The sequence below is a fragment of the Pseudomonas sp. BF-RE-25 genome (assembly GCF_019956105.1).
Lineage (GTDB): Bacteria > Pseudomonadota > Gammaproteobacteria > Pseudomonadales > Pseudomonadaceae > Aquipseudomonas > Aquipseudomonas migulae.
The window spans coordinates 128,236-150,150 of the sequence record NZ_JAHBDB010000022.1; the positions used below are offsets into that span (position 1 = coordinate 128,236).

Annotated in this window: 15 protein-coding genes; 10 read left to right on the forward strand and 5 right to left on the reverse strand. The window is 60.1% G+C overall.

The window, feature by feature from the left end; all coding sequences use genetic code 11:
* Positions 1-76: 76 nt before the first annotated feature.
* The 5 genes from dnaB to KGB24_RS12060 all read left to right on the forward strand — a co-directional run bounded on the left by dnaB (position 77) and on the right by KGB24_RS12060 (position 11,117).
* Positions 77-1,471: a replicative DNA helicase gene (gene dnaB, locus KGB24_RS12040; protein ID WP_008035349.1), complete on the forward strand. Its 1,395-nt coding sequence runs from the start codon at positions 77-79 to the stop codon at positions 1,469-1,471.
* A 204-nt stretch (positions 1,472-1,675) separates the two neighbouring features.
* Entirely contained in the window at positions 1,676-3,979 is a 2,304-nt protein-coding gene (locus KGB24_RS12045) for a YgiQ family radical SAM protein (RefSeq protein ID WP_008035358.1), read from the forward strand.
* A 397-nt stretch (positions 3,980-4,376) separates the two neighbouring features.
* Positions 4,377-7,652: a DUF2126 domain-containing protein gene (locus KGB24_RS12050; RefSeq protein ID WP_223414876.1), complete on the forward strand. Its 3,276-nt coding sequence runs from the start codon at positions 4,377-4,379 to the stop codon at positions 7,650-7,652.
* 88 nt (positions 7,653-7,740) lie between these two features.
* Entirely contained in the window at positions 7,741-10,227 is a 2,487-nt protein-coding gene (locus tag KGB24_RS12055) for a circularly permuted type 2 ATP-grasp protein (protein WP_223414879.1), read from the forward strand.
* Entirely contained in the window at positions 10,227-11,117 is an 891-nt protein-coding gene (locus KGB24_RS12060; RefSeq protein WP_008035361.1) for a transglutaminase N-terminal domain-containing protein, read from the forward strand. The genes KGB24_RS12055 and KGB24_RS12060 overlap by 1 nt, the downstream gene beginning before the upstream one ends.
* 162 nt (positions 11,118-11,279) lie before the next feature.
* Here KGB24_RS12060 and KGB24_RS12065 read toward each other — a convergent pair whose 3' ends face one another.
* Together KGB24_RS12065 and KGB24_RS12070 are read right to left on the reverse strand one after the other, a co-directional pair.
* A complete protein-coding gene (locus KGB24_RS12065; RefSeq protein ID WP_008035362.1) occupies positions 11,280-11,471 on the reverse strand; it encodes a hypothetical protein in 192 nt (63 codons plus the stop codon).
* A 68-nt stretch (positions 11,472-11,539) separates the two neighbouring features.
* Positions 11,540-12,127, reverse strand: coding sequence for a TIGR00730 family Rossman fold protein (locus KGB24_RS12070; RefSeq protein ID WP_008035363.1), 588 nt, complete (start codon positions 12,125-12,127; stop codon positions 11,540-11,542).
* Between the two features lie 343 nt (positions 12,128-12,470).
* Between KGB24_RS12070 and azu the strand changes: the two genes are divergently transcribed.
* Positions 12,471-12,917 (forward strand): azurin, encoded by a 447-nt coding sequence (gene azu, locus KGB24_RS12075; protein WP_008035372.1) that lies wholly within the window; start codon positions 12,471-12,473, stop codon positions 12,915-12,917.
* A gap of 164 nt (positions 12,918-13,081) precedes the next feature.
* Here the strand turns inward: azu and nadE are convergent, their stop codons facing one another.
* From nadE to KGB24_RS12090, 3 genes are all read right to left on the reverse strand, one after another.
* Positions 13,082-13,909 carry an ammonia-dependent NAD(+) synthetase gene (gene nadE, locus KGB24_RS12080; RefSeq protein WP_008035373.1) on the reverse strand — a complete coding sequence of 276 codons (828 nt, stop codon included), beginning with the start codon at positions 13,907-13,909 and terminating at the stop codon, positions 13,082-13,084.
* A gap of 4 nt (positions 13,910-13,913) precedes the next feature.
* Positions 13,914-15,140: a nicotinate phosphoribosyltransferase gene (pncB, locus tag KGB24_RS12085; protein WP_223414881.1), complete on the reverse strand. Its 1,227-nt coding sequence runs from the start codon at positions 15,138-15,140 to the stop codon at positions 13,914-13,916.
* Positions 15,141-15,356: 216 nt separating this feature from the next.
* Complete coding sequence (locus KGB24_RS12090; protein WP_008043152.1) at positions 15,357-16,262, reverse strand: LysR family transcriptional regulator; 906 nt, start codon at positions 16,260-16,262, stop codon at positions 15,357-15,359.
* Between the two features lie 174 nt (positions 16,263-16,436).
* Between KGB24_RS12090 and KGB24_RS12095 the strand changes: the two genes are divergently transcribed.
* From KGB24_RS12095 to KGB24_RS12110, 4 genes are all read left to right on the forward strand, one after another.
* Positions 16,437-17,927 carry an aldehyde dehydrogenase family protein gene (locus KGB24_RS12095; protein ID WP_192226936.1) on the forward strand — a complete coding sequence of 497 codons (1,491 nt, stop codon included), beginning with the start codon at positions 16,437-16,439 and terminating at the stop codon, positions 17,925-17,927.
* A gap of 118 nt (positions 17,928-18,045) precedes the next feature.
* Positions 18,046-19,329, forward strand: coding sequence for an NAD(P)/FAD-dependent oxidoreductase (locus KGB24_RS12100; RefSeq protein ID WP_008035381.1), 1,284 nt, complete (start codon positions 18,046-18,048; stop codon positions 19,327-19,329).
* A gap of 365 nt (positions 19,330-19,694) precedes the next feature.
* Complete coding sequence (locus KGB24_RS12105) at positions 19,695-20,828, forward strand: branched-chain amino acid ABC transporter substrate-binding protein (RefSeq protein ID WP_008035383.1); 1,134 nt, start codon at positions 19,695-19,697, stop codon at positions 20,826-20,828.
* A 171-nt stretch (positions 20,829-20,999) separates the two neighbouring features.
* Positions 21,000-21,914 (forward strand): ABC transporter permease subunit, encoded by a 915-nt coding sequence (locus KGB24_RS12110; RefSeq protein ID WP_008035385.1) that lies wholly within the window; start codon positions 21,000-21,002, stop codon positions 21,912-21,914.
* The last annotated feature ends 1 nt before the right edge of the window (position 21,915 follow it).

The window sequence follows — 21,915 nt, forward strand, 5'->3', positions numbered from 1 at the left end:
TCGGGCACGATCCTGTTTACAGGTCGTGCCCTTTGTCTTTCTGCAGTTCCTGATTTTCACAACTATTCAAGTGGCCATGAACGATATCTCCGCTCCCGAGCAATACGATCTGCAAACCGCTTCCCTGAAGGTGCCGCCGCATTCCATCGAGGCCGAACAGGCTGTGCTCGGTGGTTTGATGCTGGACAACAACGCCTGGGAGCGCGTGCTTGATCAAGTCTCCGACGGCGATTTCTATCGACATGACCACCGCCTGATTTTCCGCGCGATCGCCAAACTCGCCGACCAGAACTCCCCGATCGACGTCGTGACCCTTGCCGAGCAATTGGACAAGGAAGGTCAGACCTCGCAGGTCGGTGGCCTCGGTTACCTCGGTGAACTGGCGAAAAACACGCCGTCCGTCGCCAACATCAAGGCGTATGCGCAGATTGTTCGCGCGCGAGCGACGTTGCGGCAGTTGATCGGTATCGCCACCGAGATTGCCGACAGCGCCTTCAACCCGGAAGGTCGCACGGCTGAAGAGATTCTCGACGAAGCCGAGCGGCAGATCTTCCAGATCGCCGAGGCCCGGCCTAAAACCGGCGGCCCGGTGAGCGTGAATGACCTGCTGACCAAGGCCATCGACCGCATCGACACCTTGTTCAACACCGATAACGCCATCACTGGCTTGTCCACCGGTTACACCGACCTCGACGAGAAGACCAGCGGCCTGCAGCCGGCCGACTTGATCATCGTCGCTGGCCGTCCGTCGATGGGTAAAACCACCTTTGCGATGAACCTGGTGGAAAACGCCGTGTTGCGCAGCGACAAGTGCGTACTGGTTTACTCGCTCGAGATGCCAGGCGAATCGCTGATCATGCGTATGTTGTCGTCCCTCGGCCGTATCGACCAGACCAAGGTCCGTGCCGGTCGCCTGGACGACGACGATTGGCCGCGCCTGACATCGGCGGTCAACCTGCTCAACGACCGCAAGCTGTTCATCGACGATACGGCGGGCATCAGTCCGTCGGAAATGCGCGCGCGGACCCGGCGTCTGGTGCGTGAGCATGGCGATGTCGCCCTGATCATGATCGACTACCTGCAATTGATGCAGATTCCGGGCTCCGGTGGTGACAACCGGACCAACGAGATTTCCGAGATCTCGCGTTCCTTGAAGGCCCTGGCCAAGGAATTCAATTGCCCGGTGGTGGCGCTGTCCCAGCTCAACCGCTCCCTGGAGCAACGACCGAACAAACGGCCGATCAACTCCGACCTCCGGGAATCCGGAGCGATCGAGCAGGATGCCGACGTCATCATGTTCGTTTACCGGGATGAGGTTTATCACCCGGAAACCGAACACAAAGGCATCGCCGAAATCATTATCGGCAAGCAGCGGAACGGCCCGATCGGCACGTCGCGACTGGCGTTCATCGGTAAGTACACCCGTTTCGAAAACCTGGCGCCGGGTAGCTACAACTTCGACGACGAGTAATCTTCTGTAGGAGCGAGCCTGCTCGCGAAAAACGTGAGAGCGCCGAGTTCATTCTGGAAGGGCGCGTCATCGTTGACGTCCATCGCGAGCAGGCTCGCTCCTACATAGAGCGCAAAGCAATTTCCGACTATAACCGTCGGAATTGGTCGTTTTTTGTGCTATATTCCGCGCCCGCGATTTTTCATCTCAACACCGGTCATCGTCATGCAAACAGCCAAGCCGTTATTTGACTATCCCAAGTACTGGGCCGAATGCTTCGGTCCAGCGCCATTCCTGCCAATGAGCAGGGAAGAGATGGATCAGCTTGGCTGGGATTCATGCGACATCATCATCGTCACCGGTGATGCCTACGTTGACCATCCGTCGTTCGGCATGGCGATCATCGGCCGGCTGCTGGAGTCCCAAGGCTTCCGCGTCGGGATCATTGCCCAGCCGAACTGGCAGTCCAAAGACGACTTCATGAAGCTCGGCGAGCCGAACCTGTTCTTCGGTGTCGCGGCCGGCAACATGGACTCGATGATCAACCGCTATACCGCCGACAAGAAGATCCGCTCCGACGACGCCTACACCCCCGGTGGCCTGGCGGGCAAACGTCCGGATCGCGCGAGCCTGGTTTACAGCCAGCGCTGCAAGGAAGCCTACAAGAACGTGCCGATCGTACTTGGTGGCATCGAAGCGTCCCTGCGCCGCATCGCCCACTACGACTACTGGCAGGACCGGGTGCGCAACTCGATCCTGATCGACGCCTGCGCCGATATCCTGCTCTACGGCAACGCCGAACGTGCGATTGTCGAAGTCGCCCAGCGTCTGTCCTACGGTCACAAGATCGAAGACATCACCGATGTGCGCGGCACCGCGTTCATCCGTCGCGATACGCCGAAGGACTGGTACGAAGTCGACTCCACGCGCATCGACCGTCCGGGCAAGATCGACAAGATCATCAACCCGTACGTGAACACTCAGGACACCCAGGCCTGCGCCATCGAGCAGGAAAAGGGGCCGGTTGAAGACCCGAGCGAAGCCAAAGTCGTGCAGATTCTGGCCAGCCCGAAAATGACCCGTGACAAGACGGTTATCCGTCTACCGTCGGTCGAGAAGGTCCGTGGCGATGCGGTGCTTTATGCTCACGCCAACCGCGTGCTGCACCTGGAAACCAACCCGGGCAACGCGCGCGCGCTGGTGCAGAAGCACGGCGAAGTCGACGTCTGGTTCAACCCGCCGCCGATTCCGATGACCACCGAAGAAATGGACTACGTGTTCGGCATGCCTTACGCACGTATTCCGCACCCGGCGTACGGTAAGGAAAAAATCCCTGCCTACGACATGATCCGCTTCTCGGTGAACATCATGCGTGGCTGCTTCGGCGGCTGCACCTTCTGCTCGATCACCGAGCACGAAGGCCGGATCATCCAGAACCGTTCCGAAGAGTCGATCATTCGCGAAATCGAAGAGATCCGCGACAAGGTGCCTGGTTTCACCGGCGTCATTTCCGACCTCGGAGGCCCGACCGCGAACATGTACCGCATCGCGTGCAAGAGCCCGGAAATCGAATCCGCGTGCCGCAAGCCATCGTGCGTGTTCCCAGGCATCTGCCCGAACCTGAACACCGACCACTCGTCGCTGATCCAGCTGTATCGCAGCGCCCGTGCGTTGCCGGGTGTGAAGAAAATTTTGATCGCTTCCGGTCTGCGCTACGACCTCGCCGTCGAGTCGCCGGAATACGTCAAGGAGCTGGTGACCCACCACGTCGGTGGTTACTTGAAGATCGCCCCGGAACACACCGAGGAAGGTCCGCTCAATCAGATGATGAAACCGGGCATCGGCAGCTATGACAAGTTCAAGCGCATGTTCGAGAAGTACTCCAAGGAAGCCGGGAAAGAGCAGTACCTGATTCCGTACTTCATTGCCGCTCACCCGGGCACGACCGACGAAGACATGATGAACCTGGCCCTGTGGCTCAAGGGCAACGGCTTCCGTGCCGACCAGGTGCAGGCGTTCTACCCGTCGCCGATGGCCACCGCCACCGCGATGTACCACTCGGGCAAGAACCCGCTGCGCAAGGTCACTTACAAGAGCGACGCCGTGACCATCGTCAAGAGCGAAGAGCAGCGTCGTCTGCACAAGGCGTTCTTGCGTTACCACGACCCGAAAGGCTGGCCGATGTTGCGTGAAGCGCTGACCCGTATGGGCCGCGCCGACTTGATCGGGCCGGGCAAGAACCAGTTGATCCCGCTGCATCAGCCAGCGACCGACAGCTACCAGAGCGCCCGTCGCAAAAACTCGACGCCGGCCGGCAGTCACAAGGTCGCGGGTGAGAAGACCACCAAGATCCTGACCCAGCACACCGGTCTGCCACCACGTGCCAGCGATGGCGGTAACCCGTGGGACAAGCGTGAACAGGCCAAGGCAGCGGCATTCGCCCGCAACCAGCAGGCGGCCAAGGAGCGCAAGGATGCAGCCAAAGGCAAAGGGCCGAAGCCTGCGCGCAAGCCGGTTGTGCCGCGCTAAGCCTCACTTGAGCTGAACAGAACGCCAACCTTCGGGTTGGCGTTTTTGTGTGCGGCAACCAAGCGGGCGTTTTCAAAGTCAGATAATGGGTTGTAGCTACTGGCCTCATCGCGAGCAGGCTCGCTCCCACAGGTTTTTCTTTGGATGCAGAATTTTTGAACGACAGAGTTCATTGTGGGAGCGAGCCTGCTCGCGATGAGGCCAGTACAGCCGCAGCCCATTCCAGCTGACAGCCCACTGGTCGCCACATTTGCGTGCAACGCCCCCAAACCAATTTCCTGCATCGCCCGATTTTGGTGCTGTACTGCCTCAAGCAACCGGAGAAAGCGCCAGCGCCACTGGATGGCATAAGTCTTGCGCGCTTTCGAATACGCTTAAGGCTCGCAGGAGGCACGCCGTGTCGATTCATGTCGCATTGCACCACGTCACGCATTACCGCTACGACCGCGCTGTCGAGCTCGGTCCGCAGATTGTTCGCCTGCGCCCGGCCGCCCACAGTCGTACGCGGATACTGTCGTATGCGCTGAAAGTCTCGCCCGAGCAGCACTTCATTAACTGGCAGCAAGACCCCCAAGGTAATTACCTGGCGCGTCTGGTGTTCCCGGAGAAAACCGAGGAACTGCGGATCGAGGTCGATCTGCTGGCGGAAATGGCCGTGTTCAATCCGTTCGACTTCTTCCTCGAACCCTACGCGGAAAAAATCCCGTTTGCCTACGCCGCGGACGAGCGCAAGGAACTGGCGCCGTACCTGGAAACCCTGCCGCTGACGCCGAAATTCAAGGCCTATCTGGACGGCATCGACCGCACGCCGCTGCCCAGTGTGGATTTCCTCGTCGCGCTCAATCAGCGCCTGAGCGAGGACATCGGCTACCTGATTCGCATGGAGCCGGGCGTACAAACGCCCGAACACACACTCGAACATGCCTCCGGTTCCTGCCGCGACTCGGCGTGGCTGCTGGTGCAGCTGCTGCGCAACCTGGGTCTGGCGGCGCGTTTTGTCTCCGGCTATCTGATTCAACTGACCGCTGACGTCAAAAGCCTCGACGGCCCGTCGGGCACCGACGTGGATTTCACCGATTTGCACGCCTGGTGCGAGGTCTATTTACCCGGTGCCGGCTGGATCGGCCTGGACGCGACCTCAGGCCTGTTTGCCGGTGAAGGACACATTCCGTTGGCGTGTAGTCCCGATCCGGGCTCTGCGGCACCGATCAGTGGCCTGGTGGAACCGTGCGAGTGCGAATTCACCCACGAAATGTCCGTTGAGCGGATTTGGGAGGCGCCGCGCGTCACCAAGCCCTACACCGAAGATCAATGGCTGGCGATCCAGGCGCTGGGCCGGCAGATTGATGCCGACCTGCTGGAAGGCGACGTACGCCTGACCATGGGCGGCGAGCCGACCTTCGTCTCCATCGACGATCCGGACGGCGCCGAGTGGAACACCGCCGCGCTGGGGCCAGACAAACGGCGTTTGTCCGCCGAGCTGTTCCAGCGAATGCGCAAACATTACGCACCCAAAGGGCTGGTGCACTTCGGTCAAGGCAAGTGGTACCCCGGCGAGCAACTGCCGCGCTGGTCGCTGAACTGCTACTGGCGTCGCGATGGTGTGCCGATCTGGCACAACAGCGCGCTGATTGCCGATGAGCAAGAAGACTACGGCGCCGATGGCGAACTGGCCGGGCGTTTTCTGGCGAGTGTCGCCGAACGCCTGAAAATTCCGACACGCTTTGTGTTCCCAGCCTACGAAGACAATTTCTATTACCTCTGGCGCGAAGGCACTTTGCCGCAGAACGTCAGCGCCGAAGATTCGCGTCTGGAAGAACCCTTGGAGCGTGCGCGACTGCGCAAAGTCTTCAGTCAGGGGCTGGATAAAGTGATCGGCCAGGTGTTGCCACTGGCGCGCACGGCCAAGGGCGATCAGTGGCAAAGCGGCCGCTGGTACCTGCGCGACGAGCACTGCCGGTTGGTGCCGGGCGATTCGCCACTGGGTTATCGCTTGCCGCTGGGCTCGCAGCCGTGGGTGAAAGCCGCCGAGTATCCGTTCATCTACCCCAACGATCCCAATCAGGAATTCCCGACGCTCCCGGATACTCAGCAGTTGAGCCGCCCCGCCGCCGCGGCCGAAGCGGTCGAGCGTGATCTGAAAATCGACGAATCCGCCGATTGGCTGACGCGCACCGCGTTCTGCGCCGAGGCGCGGGAGGGGCGGTTGTACTTGTTCATGCCGCCGCTGGAGCGGGTCGAGGATTATCTGGAGCTGGTCACTGCAATCGAGGCCACGGCAGAGGAACTGCATTGTCCGGTGCTGCTGGAAGGCTATGAACCGCCAAGCGATCCGCGCCTGAGCAACTTCCGCATCACCCCAGATCCGGGCGTGATCGAGTTCAACGTGCAGCCGTCCGCCACCTGGGATGAACTGGTGGAGCGCACCGAGTTTCTCTACGAAGAAGCGCGCCAGACGCGGCTGACCACTGAAAAATTCATGATCGACGGCCGATACACCGGCACCGGCGGCGGTAACCATTTCGTACTGGGCGGCGCGACACCGGCTGACTCACCGTTTCTGCGCCGTCCCGATTTGCTGCGCAGCCTGATCAGTTACTGGCATAACCACCCGTCGTTGTCCTACCTGTTTTCCGGATTGTTCATCGGCCCGACGTCTCAGGCGCCGCGCGTCGATGAAGCGCGCAATGATGCGTTGTACGAGCTGGAAATCGCCTTCGCCCAGATGCCTTCACCCGGCGAAGAATGCGCACCGTGGCTGGTCGACCGGCTGCTGCGCAACCTGTTGATAGACGTGACGGGTAACACTCATCGCGCCGAATTCTGCATCGACAAGCTTTATTCACCCGATGGCGCAACGGGGCGCCTTGGCTTGCTGGAGTTGCGCGCTTTTGAAATGCCGCCCCACGCGCGCATGAGCCTTGCGCAACAGTTGTTGCTGCGAGCGCTGGTTGCGCGGTTCTGGCGCGAGCCTTATGCGCCGCCGAAACTGGCGCGCTGGGGCACGGAATTGCACGACCGGTTCCTGTTGCCACACTTTATCGAGCAGGATTTCGCTGATGTGATCGTCGACCTCAATGCCGCGGGTTATCCGGTGCGGGCTGAGTGGTTCGCGGCGCATCTGGAATTCCGTTTTCCCAAGGTCGGCGATTACGCCGTCAGCGGCATCGAACTGGAAGTGCGTCAGGCGCTGGAGCCTTGGCATGTACTGGGCGAAGAGGGCGCGGTCGGCGGCACGGTGCGCTACGTGGATTCTTCCCTGGAGCGCTTGCAGGTGAAACTCACCGGCCTGGCACCGCAGCGCTATTTGCTGACCTGCAACGGCGTTCCGGTGCCTTTGCAGCCGACCGGTCGGGTTGGCGAGTTCGTTGCAGGCGTGCGCTTTCGTGCCTGGCAGCCGGCCAACTGTCTGCAACCGACGATCCCGGTCCATGCACCGCTGGTGTTCGACCTGCTCGACACCTGGATGCAGCGCTCGCTGGGCGGCTGTCAGTACCACGTCGCCCATCCGGGCGGGCGCAACTATGACAGCTTGCCGGTGAACGCCAATGAAGCCGAGAGTCGGAGGATGGCGCGTTTCTTCCGCATCGGACACAGCCCAGGGAAACTTCCTATACCGATTCTGGAAATAAACGACGAGCTGCCGATGACTCTCGATTTGCGACGTTTCTAAACCGTACGCGACGCTCGGATTTTTCGTATATCCGGGCGTCATGAGCGTGCGTTAGTCTGACCGTTCCTTGCTGTCTGCCGAGCTTTCCATGCCTGACCTGCTTGACCGCTACCCGCTGACGGCGGGCACTTATCACGAACTGCTCGACGACAGTGGCGCCGTACGCCCGCACTGGCGTCGGCTGTTCGACCAGTTGCAACGCAGCACGCCCGCGCAGCTGGTGCAGCGTCAGGCACTGCTGACCCGGCAGATCCAGGAAAACGGCGTGACCTACAACGTCTATGCCGATCCCAAGGGGGCCGACCGGCCGTGGGAGCTGGACTTGCTGCCGCACGTGATCGCTGCGGATGAATGGGAGCACTTGTCGGCCGGCATCGCCCAGCGGGCTCGACTGTTGAATGCTGTGCTGGCGGACTTGTACGGCCCGCAGCGGTTGATCGCTGAAGGCTTGTTGCCGGCTGAGCTGGTATTCGGCCACAACAACTTCCTCTGGCCCTGTCAGGGCATCTCGCCGCCCGACGGGGCCTTTCTGCATCTGTATGCCGTGGATCTGGCGCGCACGCCCGACGGTCGCTGGTGGGTGACGGCGGATCGGACCCAGGCACCGTCCGGCGCCGGTTACGCCCTGGAAAACCGCACGATCGTGTCCCGGGCCTTTCCCGAGTTGTACCGTGATTTGAAGGTGCAGCATCTGGCCGGGTTCTTCCGCACGCTTCAGGAAACCCTGGCCCGTCAGGCGCCAAGCGACGATGAAGTGCCATTGGTGGTGCTGCTGACACCGGGGCGTTTTAACGAAAGCTATTTCGAACACCTGTATCTGGCGCGGCAACTCGGTTATCCGTTGGTGGAGGGCGGCGACCTCACGGTGCGCGATGCCACGGTTTACCTGAAAACCTTGAGCGGCCTGCGTCGGGTCCACGCGATCATGCGCCGGCTCGACGACGACTTCTGTGATCCGCTGGAGCTGCGCACCGACTCGGCGCTCGGTGTGCCGGGCCTGCTCGAAGCCGTGCGACAAGGGCGGGTGCTGGTGGCCAACACGCTCGGCAGCGGCGTGCTGGAATCGCCGGGGTTGCTGGGCTTCCTGCCGAAGATCAATCAATTCCTGTTCGGCGAAGAGTTGATCCTGCCCTCTATCGCCACGTGGTGGTGCGGCGAAGCGCCGGTGCTGGCCCAGGCGCTGGAAAAACTGCCGGAATTGCTGATCAAGCCTGCGTTCCCCTCACAGAGCTTCGCGCCGGTGTTTGGCCGCGATTTGAGTGAAAAACAGCGTCTGGCGCTTTCCGAGCGCATGCAGGCACGACCTTATGCCTATGTGGCGCAAGAACTTGCGCAATTGTCCCAGGCGCCGATCTGGCAGGCCGAGGGTGGCCAGTTGCAACCCCGAGCCATCGGCATGCGCGTGTACGCAGTGGCGAGTCGCGACGGGTATCGGGTTCTGCCCGGCGGTTTGACCCGGGTGGCCGCCGAGGCCGACGCTGAAGTGGTGTCGATGCAACGCGGCGGTGCGAGCAAGGACACTTGGGTGCTGGGGGACCGGCCACCCAGCGGCGAACAATGGAAAGCCCAGCGCAACATTGGCGTGCACGACCTGGTGCGACGCGATCCGTATTTGCCGTCGCGGGTGGTGGAAAACCTGTTCTGGTTCGGCCGTTACTGTGAGCGCTGCGATGACAGTGCGCGGTTGCTGCGGATCATGCTGGCGCGCTACGTCGATGGCGATGACCCGCAAGCGCTGGACGCCGCGGTCGATCTGGGTGAACGGTTGATGTTGCTGCCCGAAGAAGGCGAGCTGCCTGAACGGTTGTTGGCGGCGCTACTTGGTGACGACTGGCCGTTCAGCCTGCGTTCCAACCTGCAGCGCTTGCAGTGGGCGGCGTCGCAAGTGCGCGGCAAGCTCTCGCGGGAAAACTGGCAGGCGCTGGTGGAGTTGCAGCGCGAGGCCGTCGAGCTGGAAACCGAAGAACCGGATTTCGGCGAGTTGCTGGATTTTCTCAACCGTCTGGTGATGTCGCTGGCGGCGCTGTCGGGTTTTGCGCTGGACGACATGACCCGTGACGAAGGCTGGCGCTTCCTGATGATCGGTCGACGGATCGAACGCCTGCAATTTCTCAGCGGCAGCCTCGCGGCGTTTCTGCGCGGTAGTGGCGCCTTTGATCAGGCCGGGCTGGAGTGGCTGCTGGAGCTGGGTAACAGCAGCATCACCTACCGCTCGCGGTATCTGGCGGTGGCGCAATTGATTCCGGTGCTGGACCTGTTGCTGCTCGACGAACAAAACCCGCACGCGGTGCTGTTCCAGTTGAAGCTGGTGACCCGCACCCTAAAACGTTTGAACGATGATTTTGCTGTGCCGCGCGAAGCCGGCTTGCCGTTTCTGGTGGAGCGTCTGGCGCGCTTTGATCTGGGGTGTCTGGAGAATTCGCTGTTCGGTGAAGCCAGCGTACGCGCCGCCATCAATGGCCTGGCCGACCTGCTGCAAGAGATCGCCGATGCGAGCGGGCAGGTGTCGGATCGTTTGGCATTGCGCCATTTCGCCCACGTCGATGATGTCAGCCAACGCACGGTGTCCGTCTGATGAGCGCTCATTACCAGATTTTCCATGACACCCATTATCACTACGACAGCCCGGTGTCCCTCGCTCAGCAGTTGGCGCATCTATGGCCGCGCTCGTGCGCCTGGCAGCGTTGTACTGCGCAACAATTGCAGATCAGCCCGGACCCGACGGCGCGCCGCGACGAACTGGATGTATTCGGCAACCCACTGACCCGGCTGGCGTTCGAGCGGCCTCACGATGAGTTACTGGTTAATGCCAGTCTTACCGTCGAAGTGCTGGCCCGGCCTACGCTGGATTTCAATCAATCGCCGGCCTGGGAGGAAACCCGCAACGCACTGACCTACAGCAGCCAGCCGCTTTCGTCCGACGTGCTCGAAGCGTGTCGTTACCGGTTTGAATCGCCCTATGTGCATTTGAAGCGCAACTTCGTCGAATTCTCGGAAAGTTGTTTTCCAGCGGGGCGGCCGCTGTTGCTAGGCGTCCAGGCGTTGATGGAAAAAATCTTCAGCGAATTCACCTTCGACGCCGAAGCCACTCAAGTGGCAACGCCTCTGGTGGAAGTGCTGGAGCGCCGTCGCGGGGTGTGCCAGGACTTCGCTCACCTGATGCTCGCGTGCGTGCGGTCCCGTGGGTTGGCGGCGCGTTACATCAGCGGCTACCTGCTGACTCAGCCGCCACCGGGCCAGCCGCGGCTGATCGGTGCCGATGCATCACACGCCTGGGTTTCAGTGTTTTGCCCGGTGTTGGGTTGGGTGGATTTCGATCCGACCAACAATGTGCAACCGGCACTCGAACACATCACCCTGGCCTGGGGCCGGGATTTTTCTGATGTATCGCCGTTGCGCGGGGTGATTCTGGGGGGCGGAAATCACGATCCGGAAGTTCGGGTCACCGTGATGCCACTGGAGTAACAAAGATCCACCCTGTAGGAGCGAGCTTGCTCGCGATGGACGTCAACGATGACGCGTCCTGTCTGGAAAAACGCGCTGTCTTCGATATCTTCGCGAGCAAGCTCGCTCCTACACGGGACACAGATCCGGTGGGCCTGATCAGATCATCGGGCCCTGAGGGTCTCAGGCGTCGGGCGCCTGATCTTTCGGTGCTTCAACATCACTTTCTGCGGTCACTTCACCGTCTGCTTCCGGGTTCAGTGCGGCGGCGTCTTCTTCAGCTGAAGCTTTCTTGCGCTGAAGCTTTTCCTCTTTCTTCTGCTCCTTGGCCAAGTCTCTCTGACGTTTGGCGAAGGAATAATTAGGTTTAGCCATGGGCGATCCTCTGGGGTCGAAGGTGAGGTTGAGCGGCGCATATTCTGCCCTGTATCGGTGCCTAGCCGTTAGCTGGGTTTTTGCTCGGCCCATTTTGGCAGTACCGAGGGCTGCCAGGCGTCCAGTGCATCGAGCAGGGTGTGCGGCGATTCGCTCACTTGCAGCATGTCACGGTGTGCTTCGCGAACGAAGCCTTCGCCGACGATATGATCAAGAAAACCGGTCAATTTACTGTAGAAACCGTTCACTTCCAGCAGTCCCAGCGGTTTGCCGTGGTAGCCGAGCTGGCCCCAGGTCCAGACTTCGAACAGTTCTTCCAGAGTGCCCAGGCCACCGGGCAGCGCGATAAAGGCGTCGCTGAGCTCGGCCATCCGCGCCTTGCGCGCATGCATGCCGTCGACCACTTCCAGGCGCGTGAGGCCGCTGTGACCGATTTCCTTGTCTTTGAGGCTTTGCGGGATGATCCCGATCACTTCACCGCCGGCCGCCAGTGCGGCGTCGGCGACGATCCCCATCAGCCCGACGGCACCGCCGCCATAGACCAGGGTCAGCTTGCGCTCGGCCAACGCTCGCCCGAGGGCGACAGCCGCTTCACGATAAGCCGGGTTGGTGCCGGTGCTGGCACCGCAAAATACACAAACGGACGCTAAAGACATGCCTTACTCCATGGTCAGGATGGCCACAGAGTAAAGGCAGAGGCGCTATGCTCCAAGGTCTAAACTTCACGCCGGGACGTTTCACAGGTGCCACTGGCGCCACAGGCGTAAGCGGCGAGCAAACTGCACAACAGACTATTGATGGACATGACAGACGCTCCGTATAAGTGATGACGACCTGATGATAGGGCCGCCCTAGACGTCTGGCTGGTAGATTGTTTCGATAGGTGTCATAGCCCGAAAGTTGTATACAATTTTTGATTCAGGTCATAGGAACTTGCGAAGTTTTCAGGCAGTCTTCTGTCCATTCGCACTTTTGTTAACCCTGCCTTGGAGATTCACCATGTTTGCCAAACTTGTTGCGGTATCCCTGCTGACACTGGCCAGCAGTCAATTGATGGCTGCCGAGTGCAAGACGACCATCGATTCCACCGACCAAATGGCCTTCAACACCAAGGCCATCGAAATCGACAAAAGCTGCAAGACCTTTACCGTTGAACTGACCCACTCCGGCAACCTGCCGAAAAACGTCATGGGCCACAACTGGGTGCTGAGCAAAGAAGCGGACATGCAGCCGATCGCTACCGATGGCCTGTCTGCCGGCATCGACAAGAACTACTTGAAAGAAGGTGATGCGCGCATTATCGCCCACACCAAAATCATCGGCTCCAAGGAAACCGATTCGGTGACCTTCGATGTGTCCAAGCTTGATGCTGCCGAGAAATACGGCTTCTTCTGCTCGTTCCCGGGCCACATTTCGATGATGAAAGGTACGGTTACGCTGAAGTAAGCGAATCGCGCGCATAAAAAAAGCGTCCACTTGGGACGCTTTTTTTGTGTCCGGCGTTTGACCGCGTCATCGTTCATCGCCAGCAAGCTGGCTCCTACAGTGACCGCGCGGTACTTGTAGGAGCCAGCTTGCTGGCGATGACGTCGGGACTGACAACCCAAATCTTATGGGGCGAAAGGCATCACCCGCTTGTGATGGGTCTTCCTGTACGTATCGCAAATGATCTTGAACGCTTCCTCGCGCACCGGCTGCCCATGCAGGAACGCATCGATTTCGGCATACGTCACGCCATGGGACGCTTCGTCCGGTTTACCCGGCGACAGGTCTTCAAGGTCCGCTGTCGGGACTTTTTCCACCAGCGATTCCGGCGCGCCGAAACTGCGGGCAATCGCCCGGACCTGATTTTTCACCAGACCGCTCAACGGGGCCAGGTCGCAGGCGCCGTCACCGAACTTGGTGAAGAAACCCATCACCGCTTCCGCCGCATGGTCGGTGCCGATCACCAGGCCATGGGCCGCGCCGGCGATGGTGTACTGGGCGACCATGCGCATCCGCGCCTTGGTGTTGCCGAGGACGAAATCCACCGAGACCGCGTGCTTGCCTTCGAACGCTGCCACTTCATTGGCCAGGGATTTGACCGCCGGGCCGATGTTCACGGTGTGGCGCTCGTCTGGCTTGATGAAATCCACCGACGCCTGGGCGTCGTGTTCATCGAACTGGGTTTCGTACGGCAGGCGCACGGCGATGAACTTGTAGTTGTCATCACCGGTGCGGGTGCGCAGTTCACACATGGCGCGCTGGGCCAGCAGGCCGGCGGTCAGGGAGTCGACGCCGCCGCTGATCCCGAGTACCAATGTCTTGAGCCCGGAATTGACCAGGCAATCCTGGATGAAACTGATGCGCCGCACGATTTCAGCCTCGAGGGCGGCCTCGTCGGCGAATGGCGGTTGAACCTTGAGCTGCTCAGCAATCTCACGCTGTACGGCTTGCATGAATTCACTCCTTGCTTGGTGTGCTGGAAAGGGCGGCAGGAACTTTGAAAACGTGTCGCAAATAGGCAACGAAATTCGGGTCTTTACAGTGAGTCTTGCCAGGCTCGTCGGAGATCTTTGCCACCGGCTGGCCGTTGCAGGCCGCCATTTTAAGCACGATGCTCATCGGTTCGACACCCGGAATATCGCACGTCAGGTTGGTACCGATACCAAAGCTGACATTGATCCGACCGCGCAATGCGCGAAATATTTCCAGCGCCTTGGGCAACGTCAGGCTGTCGGAGAACGTCAGCGTCTTGCTCATCGGGTCGATACCCAGCTTTTGATAGTGGGCGATCGCCTTTTCCGCCCAGATCACCGGATCACCGGAGTCATGTCGCAGACCGTCAAAGAGCTTGGCGAAGAACAGGTCGAAGTCGTTGAGGAAGGCATCCATGGTGATGCAGTCAGTCAAGGCGATCCCCAGCAGGCCGCGGTACTCGCGGACCCAGCAATCGAGGGCGGCGATCTGGCTGTCGATCAGCCGCGGGCCCAGTTGCTGGTGGGCCATGATCCACTCGTGGGCCATGGTGCCCAACGGTTTCATGCCCAGCTCTCGCGAAAGGTGCACATTGCTGGTGCCGACGAAGCGCCCGGGGAAATCGTGCTTGAGCACGTTCACCACTTCTTCCTGCACACGGTAAGAGAAGCGACGGCGAGTACCGAAATCGGCTACCTGCAATTCGGACAATTCGTCACTGCTGGCATTCGCGGTCAGCCAGTCGAACTTGCGATAGAGCTGCTCACGCGCCTGCACCAGCACGATCTCCCGGTAGCGATAGCGGTTGCGCACTTCGCTGACGATGGATAGCAGCGGCACTTCGAACAGGATCACATGCAGCCACGGCCCGCGCAGGCGGATGAACAGTTCGCCGTTTTCGATGCCGGTGTGGACGTAGCGCAGATTGAAGCGGAACAACCCGAGAAAACGCAGGAAATCCGGCTTCATGAAGCTGATGCGCTCCATGAAACTCAACTGGTCGGCGCTCAGGCTCAGCTCGGCCAGGCGCTCGATCTGAAAGCGGATTTCCGCCAGGTACGGGCGCAAATCCTCACTGTTACGGCAACGAAACTCCCATTCGACTTCCACGTTCGGGTAGTTGTGCAGCACCGCCTGCATCATCGTCAGTTTGTAGAAGTCGGTGTCGAGCAGGTTCTGCACGATGCGATCGGCAAACACACTCTCGCTCATAACGGGGGTCTCCAGGCTGGCCGCGGCCCGTGGCGGCGACGTTGCAGCTGTTTCAATGATGGGGGCTAGTGGCGCATATCAGCGCGGGGTATTGCCAGTGTTTTTTTGTGAGGGTTGTGCCGCTGCCGATGGCCTCTTCGCCAGCAAGCCCGGCTCCTACAGGACCTTTGTCTGGCCCGAAACCTTTAGGAGCACGGCTTGCCGGCGAAGGCGTCCTCAAGGCATTACAGGGCTATCGATCTGCTCCAGCATCCACTTCACAAAATCCCGCACCTTCGGCACTTCCGCCGAATGCTCCGGGTACGCCAGGTAATAGGCGTCGGAACTGGGCATTGCATGCTGCCAGGGAATGACCAGTTTGCCGTCGGCCAATTCCTCTTCCACCAGAAACCGCGGCAACAACGCCACGCCGCAGCCGACCTGTGCGGCACGGATGCACATATAAAAGGTTTCGAAGCGCGGGCCGTGGTAGCTGTGTTCGGTGTGGTAACCCTGGCTGTCGAACCAGTCGTGCCAGGCTTGCGGCCGGGAGGCGTTTTGCAGCAGGACCAGGTCGGTGAGTTGTGTCGGATCGGTGAACGGCGTGGCCGGCAGGCTGCTCGGTGCACACACCGGAACAAGCTCTTCGCCGAACAGCTTCAGGCATTCGGTGCGGGGCCGTGAGCCCTGGCCGAAATAGAACGCCAGATCGCTGCGACCTTGCAGCAGGTCATCGGCTTCCTGCTCGCTGCACAGGTCCAGATGAATCGACGGATGGCGCAGTCGCCAGCCCTTCAAACGGGGGACCAGCCAGCGGGCGCCGAACGTCGGAGGCGTCGAGACGCGCAGGACTTCGGTCTCACCGCCGTAGGAGCGCAAGTAATGGGTCGACATCTCGACTTGCGTGAGGATTTTTCGTACCTCAACCAGATACAGATCACCGGCCGGAGTCATTTGCAGGCGTCGGCGTACCCGACGGAACAACAGGTGCTGCAACAATTCTTCGAGTTGCGCGACCTGTTTGCTGACGGCGCTCTGGGTCAGGTTCAGCTCTTCGGCGGCCCGCGTGAAGCTCAAATGCCGGGTCACGGCCTCGAAACACTGCAGCGCGGTGATCGACGGCAGGTAGCGTTTATTCAGCATGGGTTGTCCTTTTTTCTTGTTTCTTGCTGACCAGCAATTCGCAGCATGAATAAACGGAATGATATCTCTCTTAAAGGTCGTTTGTTGGGTAACCTCCGGCGAGCTAAAACTACAGGTCTGATCAGCCGTGATATTCCGGCTGCACGTTTTCTGTTTTAGCTCGAGGAGTGACCCATGGTTGCCGCATTGCTTGATCGTCTTGGTGTGAACCCGGCCCTGTACCAGAACGGCAAAGTGCCGGTGCATTCGCCGATCGATGGCAGCAAGATCGCCTCTGTGAACTGGGAAGGCGCCGCTGAAGTCGAGCAGCACATCAGTCGCGCAGATCATGCGTTCGAATTGTGGCGCAAGGTCCCGGCCCCGCGCCGTGGCGAATTGGTGCGTCAACTGGGCGACATCCTGCGCGAATACAAGGCCGACCTCGGCGAGCTGGTGTCCTGGGAAGCGGGCAAGATCACTCAGGAAGGCCTGGGTGAAGTTCAGGAGATGATCGACATCTGCGACTTCGCCGTCGGTCTGTCCCGTCAGCTGTACGGTTTGACCATCGCTTCCGAGCGTCCTGGCCACCACATGCGCGAAACCTGGCACCCGCTGGGCGTCGTGGGCGTGATCAGTGCGTTCAACTTCCCGGTCGCGGTCTGGGCCTGGAACACCACGCTGGCGCTGGTTTGCGGCAACCCGGTGATCTGGAAACCGTCGGAGAAAACCCCGTTGACCGCACTGGCCTGCCAGGCGCTGTTCGACCGCGTACTGAAAAACTTCAGCGACGCACCTGCGCACCTGAGCCAGGTGATCATTGGCGGTCGCGATGCTGGCGAAGCACTGGTCGATGACCCGCGTGTCGCGCTGATCAGCGCCACCGGCAGCACCCGCATGGGCCGCGAAGTGGCACCGAAAATCGCCGCACGTTTCGCCCGCAGCATTCTCGAACTGGGTGGCAACAACGCCATGATCCTCGGCCCAAGCGCAGACCTGGACATGGCCGTTCGCGCCATCCTGTTCAGCGCCGTCGGCACTGCCGGTCAGCGTTGCACCACGTTGCGTCGCCTGATCGCTCACGAATCGGTGAAAGAAGAAATCGTCACCCGCCTGAAAGCCGCGTACTCGAAAGTGCGTATCGGCAACCCGCTGGAAGGCAACCTGATCGGTCCGCTGATCGACAAACACAGCTTCGACAACATGCAGGATGCGCTGGAGCAGGCCCTGAGCGAGGGCGGCCGGGTCTTCGGCGGCAAGCGTCAGCTGGAAGACAAATACCCGAACGCTTACTACGTCTCGCCGGCCATTGTTGAAATGCCGGAGCAGAGCGACGTGGTCTGCCACGAAACCTTCGCGCCGATTCTTTATGTGATCGGCTACAAAGACTTCGACGAAGCCCTGCGTTTGAACAACTCGGTGCCACAAGGCCTGTCTTCGTGCATCTTCACCACTGACGTGCGTGAAGCCGAGCAATTCATGTCCGCAGTGGGCAGCGACTGCGGCATCGCCAACGTCAACATCGGCCCGAGCGGCGCGGAAATCGGCGGCGCGTTTGGTGGCGAGAAAGAAACCGGCGGTGGTCGTGAGTCGGGCTCCGATGCCTGGCGCGGGTACATGCGCCGCCAGACCAACACCGTGAACTACTCGCTGGAGTTGCCGTTGGCGCAGGGGATTACGTTCGACTGATGGGCCCCTTCGCGGGCAAGCCTCGCTCCTACACAGGATCACTCAACACCTGTAGGAGCGAGGCTTGCCCGCGAAGCTTTTGCTTTGTTGTTTGTTAGGTTTCTGTTGGAGTCTGGCAATGCCGTTACGCGAAGAGTGTCTGTGGGAAAAACTGACGCCGCAAAGGCCCGACAATGCTGCGCTCAAGGGCGAAGTAACGGTCGATGTCTGCGTCATCGGTGCCGGGTTCACCGGTCTGTCGGCGGCGGTGCATCTGCTGGAACAAGGCAAGACGGTGTGTGTGCTGGAAGCTCATCGTGCCGGTCATGGCGGTTCGGGGCGCAACGTCGGGCTGGTCAACGCCGGCATGTGGATTCCACCGGACGAGATCGAAGCCGGGTTCGGCGAAGCGGTGGGCAGTCAGCTCAATCGCATGCTGGGTGCCGCGCCGTCCCTGGTGTTCAGCCTGGTCGACAAATACAACATCGATTGCCAGTTACGCCGCGAAGGCACGTTGCACATGGCGCACAACGCCCGTGGCGAAGCGGATTTGCGCAGTCGTGAAGAACAATGGAAACGTCGCGGTGCCCCGGTGGAATTGCTGACCGGTCAAGCCTGCGAGCAAGCCACCGGCACCAAAAAAATCGCCGCCGCGTTGCTCGATAAGCGTGCCGGCACGATCAACCCGATGGCTTACACCACGGGGCTGGCCAAGGCGGCCATCGGCCTTGGCGGTCGGCTGTTCGATCATTCTCCCGTGACCAGGCTTGAGCGTCAGGGCCAGCGCTGGTCGGTGCAAACGGCGCAGGGTTCGGTGCTTGCCGAGCAAGTCGTGATTGCGTCCAACGCTTACACCGAAGGTGACTGGACGGAACTGCGGCGCAATTTCTTCCCCGGTTATTACTATCAAGTGGCCTCGGTGCCGCTGACTGACGACGCCGCGCAGCAAATCCTCCCGGGTGGCCAGGGTTCGTGGGACACCCGGCAGGTGCTCAGCAGTATTCGTCGCGACAAAGACGGTCGCCTGTTACTCGGCAGTCTGGGTAATGGCAATCAGAAGCCGACCTGGTTCCTCAAGGCTTGGGCCGACCGGGTTCAGCAGCACTATTTTCCGTACCTCAAACAGGTGGAATGGGAGTGCACCTGGACCGGTTGCATCGCGTTCACGCCCGATCATTTGATGCGCCTGTTCGAACCGGCGCCCGGTTTAGTGGCAGTCACCGGTTACAACGGACGGGGCGTGACCACGGGGACGGTGGTCGGCAAAGCCTTTGCCGATTATTTGTGTAACGGAAATCCTCAGGCGCTGCCGATTCCCTTCGCACCCATGCAGCCACTGGCGGGGGTGGGGCTGCGTAGCTGTCTATATGAGGCGGGGTTTTCGCTGTATCACGCGGGCCAGTGCCTGCGGATCGTGATTTGATTGTTGAAATTTGTTGCTGGAAGCGGCGCTTTTCGGCGCAGCGGCTAGCCTGTAAAAGGTGCGGGTTGTAGCAGTACCGCACCAGCAGTGTGCACTTCGGTGACGCACGTTGTTACAGGCTGGTTGCACGTCGTTTGGCGCCGCGGTTGCAATGATGGCGCGCGAGGGTTGCGCCTTAAAAAATAAATGGTTTCACCTTCCGCGGTTTAGACGGTTGCACGCCCAATGAAAATGGGCTCGAAACAGTCGAAATAACAATAAAGCAGCGACTTTTTTCAGAATAAAAAACCGATGGCACGGCCCTTGCTCTGAGCATTCAGTGAAGTCGCAGTGCCAACTAAAAAAAAACCTTGGAGCACCACCTCATGTCCCAGACGTTTTACAAGAAAGGCTTTCTGGCCCTCGCAGTGGCAGCTGCGCTGGGTGTTTCTGCGTTTGCACAGGCTGACGTAAAAATCGGTGTTGCGGGTCCTATGACAGGCGCCAACGCAGCATTTGGCGAGCAGTACATGAAGGGTGCACAGGCAGCAGCCGACGCAATCAACGCGTCGGGCGGCGTCAACGGGGAAAAAATCGTACTGGTCAAGGGCGATGACGCCTGCGAACCGAAACAGGCTGTGACGGTCGCCAAGGACCTGACCAACCAGAAAGTGGCAGGCGTGGTTGGTCACTTCTGCTCCTCGTCGACCATCCCGGCCTCCGAGATCTACGACGAAGCAGGCATCATCGCAATCACTCCGGGCTCCACCAACCCACAGGTGACCGAGCGTGGTCTGAGCGCCATGTTCCGTATGTGCGGTCGTGACGACCAGCAGGGCATCGTTGCCGGCGACTACATCGTCGACGTGCTCAAGGGCAAGAAAGTCGTGGTTCTGCACGACAAAGACACCTACGGCCAAGGCCTGGCCGATGCCACCAAGGCTCAACTGGCCAAGCGCGGCGTAACGCCGGTTCTGTACGAAGGCCTGACTCGCGGCGAGAAAGACTTCAGCGCCGTGGTAACCAAGATCCGTGCAGCCGGTGCCGATGTCGTCTATTTCGGCGGCCTGCACCCGGAAGCCGGTCCACTGGTTCGCCAACTGCGTGAACAAGGCCTCAAAGACGTCAAATTCATGTCCGATGACGGCATCGTTACTGACGAACTCGTGACCACCGCCGGTGGCCCGCAGAACGTTGATGGCGTGTACATGACCTTCGGTGCCGACCCACGCCTGCTGCCTGACAGCAAAACCGTGGTAGACACCTTCCGCAAAGCCGGCACCGAGCCAGAAGGCTACACCCTGTACGCCTACGCTTCGGTTCAGACCCTGGCGGCTGCTTTCAACGGCGCCAAGTCCAACAGCGGCGAAAAAGCGGCTGAGTGGCTGAAGAAAAACCCGGTTAAAACCGTGATGGGCGAGAAGACCTGGGACGCCAAGGGCGACCTGAAAGTCTCCGACTACGTGGTTTATCAGTGGGACAAGGATGGCAAATACCACCAACTGGAAAAACAGAAGTGATATGAGCTGTTGATCTGCCCGGCGCCTTGAGCGCCGGGCAATCGAAGAACATGTCCGTGCAGTACCTGTCTTTTCTCGTAGAGCTGCACACAACCGTGTTGCGCGGGTGGCTGAACCCCGGTCCGTCGCACCTCGCTTCTGTGCAGTCTCTCAAATGCGTGAGATTGCGTTATGGATGGTATTTTCCTGCAGCAACTGGTCAACGGCCTGACCCTCGGGTCGGTCTATGGCCTGATCGCCATCGGCTACACAATGGTCTATGGCATCATCGGCATGATCAACTTCGCCCACGGCGAGGTTTACATGATTTCCGCTTACCTCGCGGCAATCAGTCTGGCTCTGCTGGCATACTTCGGTATTGAATCCTTCCCTCTGCTGATGCTTGGCACACTGGTCTTCACCATCATTGTCACAGCGGTCTATGGCTGGGTCATCGAGCGTGTCGCCTACAAACCCCTGCGTAACTCCACCCGACTGGCACCGCTGATCAGCGCCATCGGTATTTCGCTGATCCTGCAAAACTATGCACAGATCGCACAGGGCGCCCGTCAACAAGGCGTACCGACCCTGCTGACCGGTGCATGGCGAGTGGAGGTCGGAAGCGGCTTCGTTCAGCTCACCTACACCAAGATCTTCATCCTGGTTGCCGCATTCGCCGGCATGGCCCTGCTGACCTACGTCATCAAGTACACCAAGCTCGGCCGCATGTGCCGCGCCACCCAGCAAGACCGCAAGATGGCCTCCATCCTTGGGATCAACACCGACCGCGTCATTTCCTACGTGTTCATCATCGGTGCGGCAATGGCGGCCCTGGCCGGCGTGCTGATCACCATGAACTACGGCACGTTCGACTTCTACGCAGGCTTCGTCATCGGCATCAAGGCGTTCACCGCAGCGGTACTCGGCGGGATCGGCTCGCTGCCTGGCGCGATGCTCGGCGGGATCATTCTCGGGATTTCCGAGTCGCTGTTCTCGGGTCTGGTCAACTCGGACTACAAAGACGTTTTCAGCTTCTCGCTGCTCGTTCTCGTTCTGGTCTTTCGGCCCCAAGGCCTGCTCGGCCGTCCTCTTGTGTCGAAGGTGTAAG

Coding starts and splice junctions, on each gene's coding strand:
- KGB24_RS12070 (WP_008035363.1), bottom strand. CDS start 12,127: ATGTCTTTAGCGTCCGTTTGTGTATTTTGCGGTGCCAGCACCGGCACC.
- pncB (WP_223414881.1), bottom strand. CDS start 15,140: ATGAGCGAGAGTGTGTTTGCCGATCGCATCGTGCAGAACCTGCTCGAC.
- KGB24_RS12110 (WP_008035385.1), top strand. CDS start 21,000: ATGGATGGTATTTTCCTGCAGCAACTGGTCAACGGCCTGACCCTCGGG.
- azu (WP_008035372.1), top strand. CDS start 12,471: ATGTTTGCCAAACTTGTTGCGGTATCCCTGCTGACACTGGCCAGCAGT.
- KGB24_RS12095 (WP_192226936.1), top strand. CDS start 16,437: ATGGTTGCCGCATTGCTTGATCGTCTTGGTGTGAACCCGGCCCTGTAC.
- nadE (WP_008035373.1), bottom strand. CDS start 13,909: ATGCAAGCCGTACAGCGTGAGATTGCTGAGCAGCTCAAGGTTCAACCG.
- KGB24_RS12065 (WP_008035362.1), bottom strand. CDS start 11,471: ATGGCTAAACCTAATTATTCCTTCGCCAAACGTCAGAGAGACTTGGCC.
- KGB24_RS12060 (WP_008035361.1), top strand. CDS start 10,227: ATGAGCGCTCATTACCAGATTTTCCATGACACCCATTATCACTACGAC.
- KGB24_RS12045 (WP_008035358.1), top strand. CDS start 1,676: ATGCAAACAGCCAAGCCGTTATTTGACTATCCCAAGTACTGGGCCGAA.
- KGB24_RS12090 (WP_008043152.1), bottom strand. CDS start 16,262: ATGCTGAATAAACGCTACCTGCCGTCGATCACCGCGCTGCAGTGTTTC.
- KGB24_RS12055 (WP_223414879.1), top strand. CDS start 7,741: ATGCCTGACCTGCTTGACCGCTACCCGCTGACGGCGGGCACTTATCAC.
- KGB24_RS12105 (WP_008035383.1), top strand. CDS start 19,695: ATGTCCCAGACGTTTTACAAGAAAGGCTTTCTGGCCCTCGCAGTGGCA.
- KGB24_RS12100 (WP_008035381.1), top strand. CDS start 18,046: ATGCCGTTACGCGAAGAGTGTCTGTGGGAAAAACTGACGCCGCAAAGG.
- dnaB (WP_008035349.1), top strand. CDS start 77: ATGAACGATATCTCCGCTCCCGAGCAATACGATCTGCAAACCGCTTCC.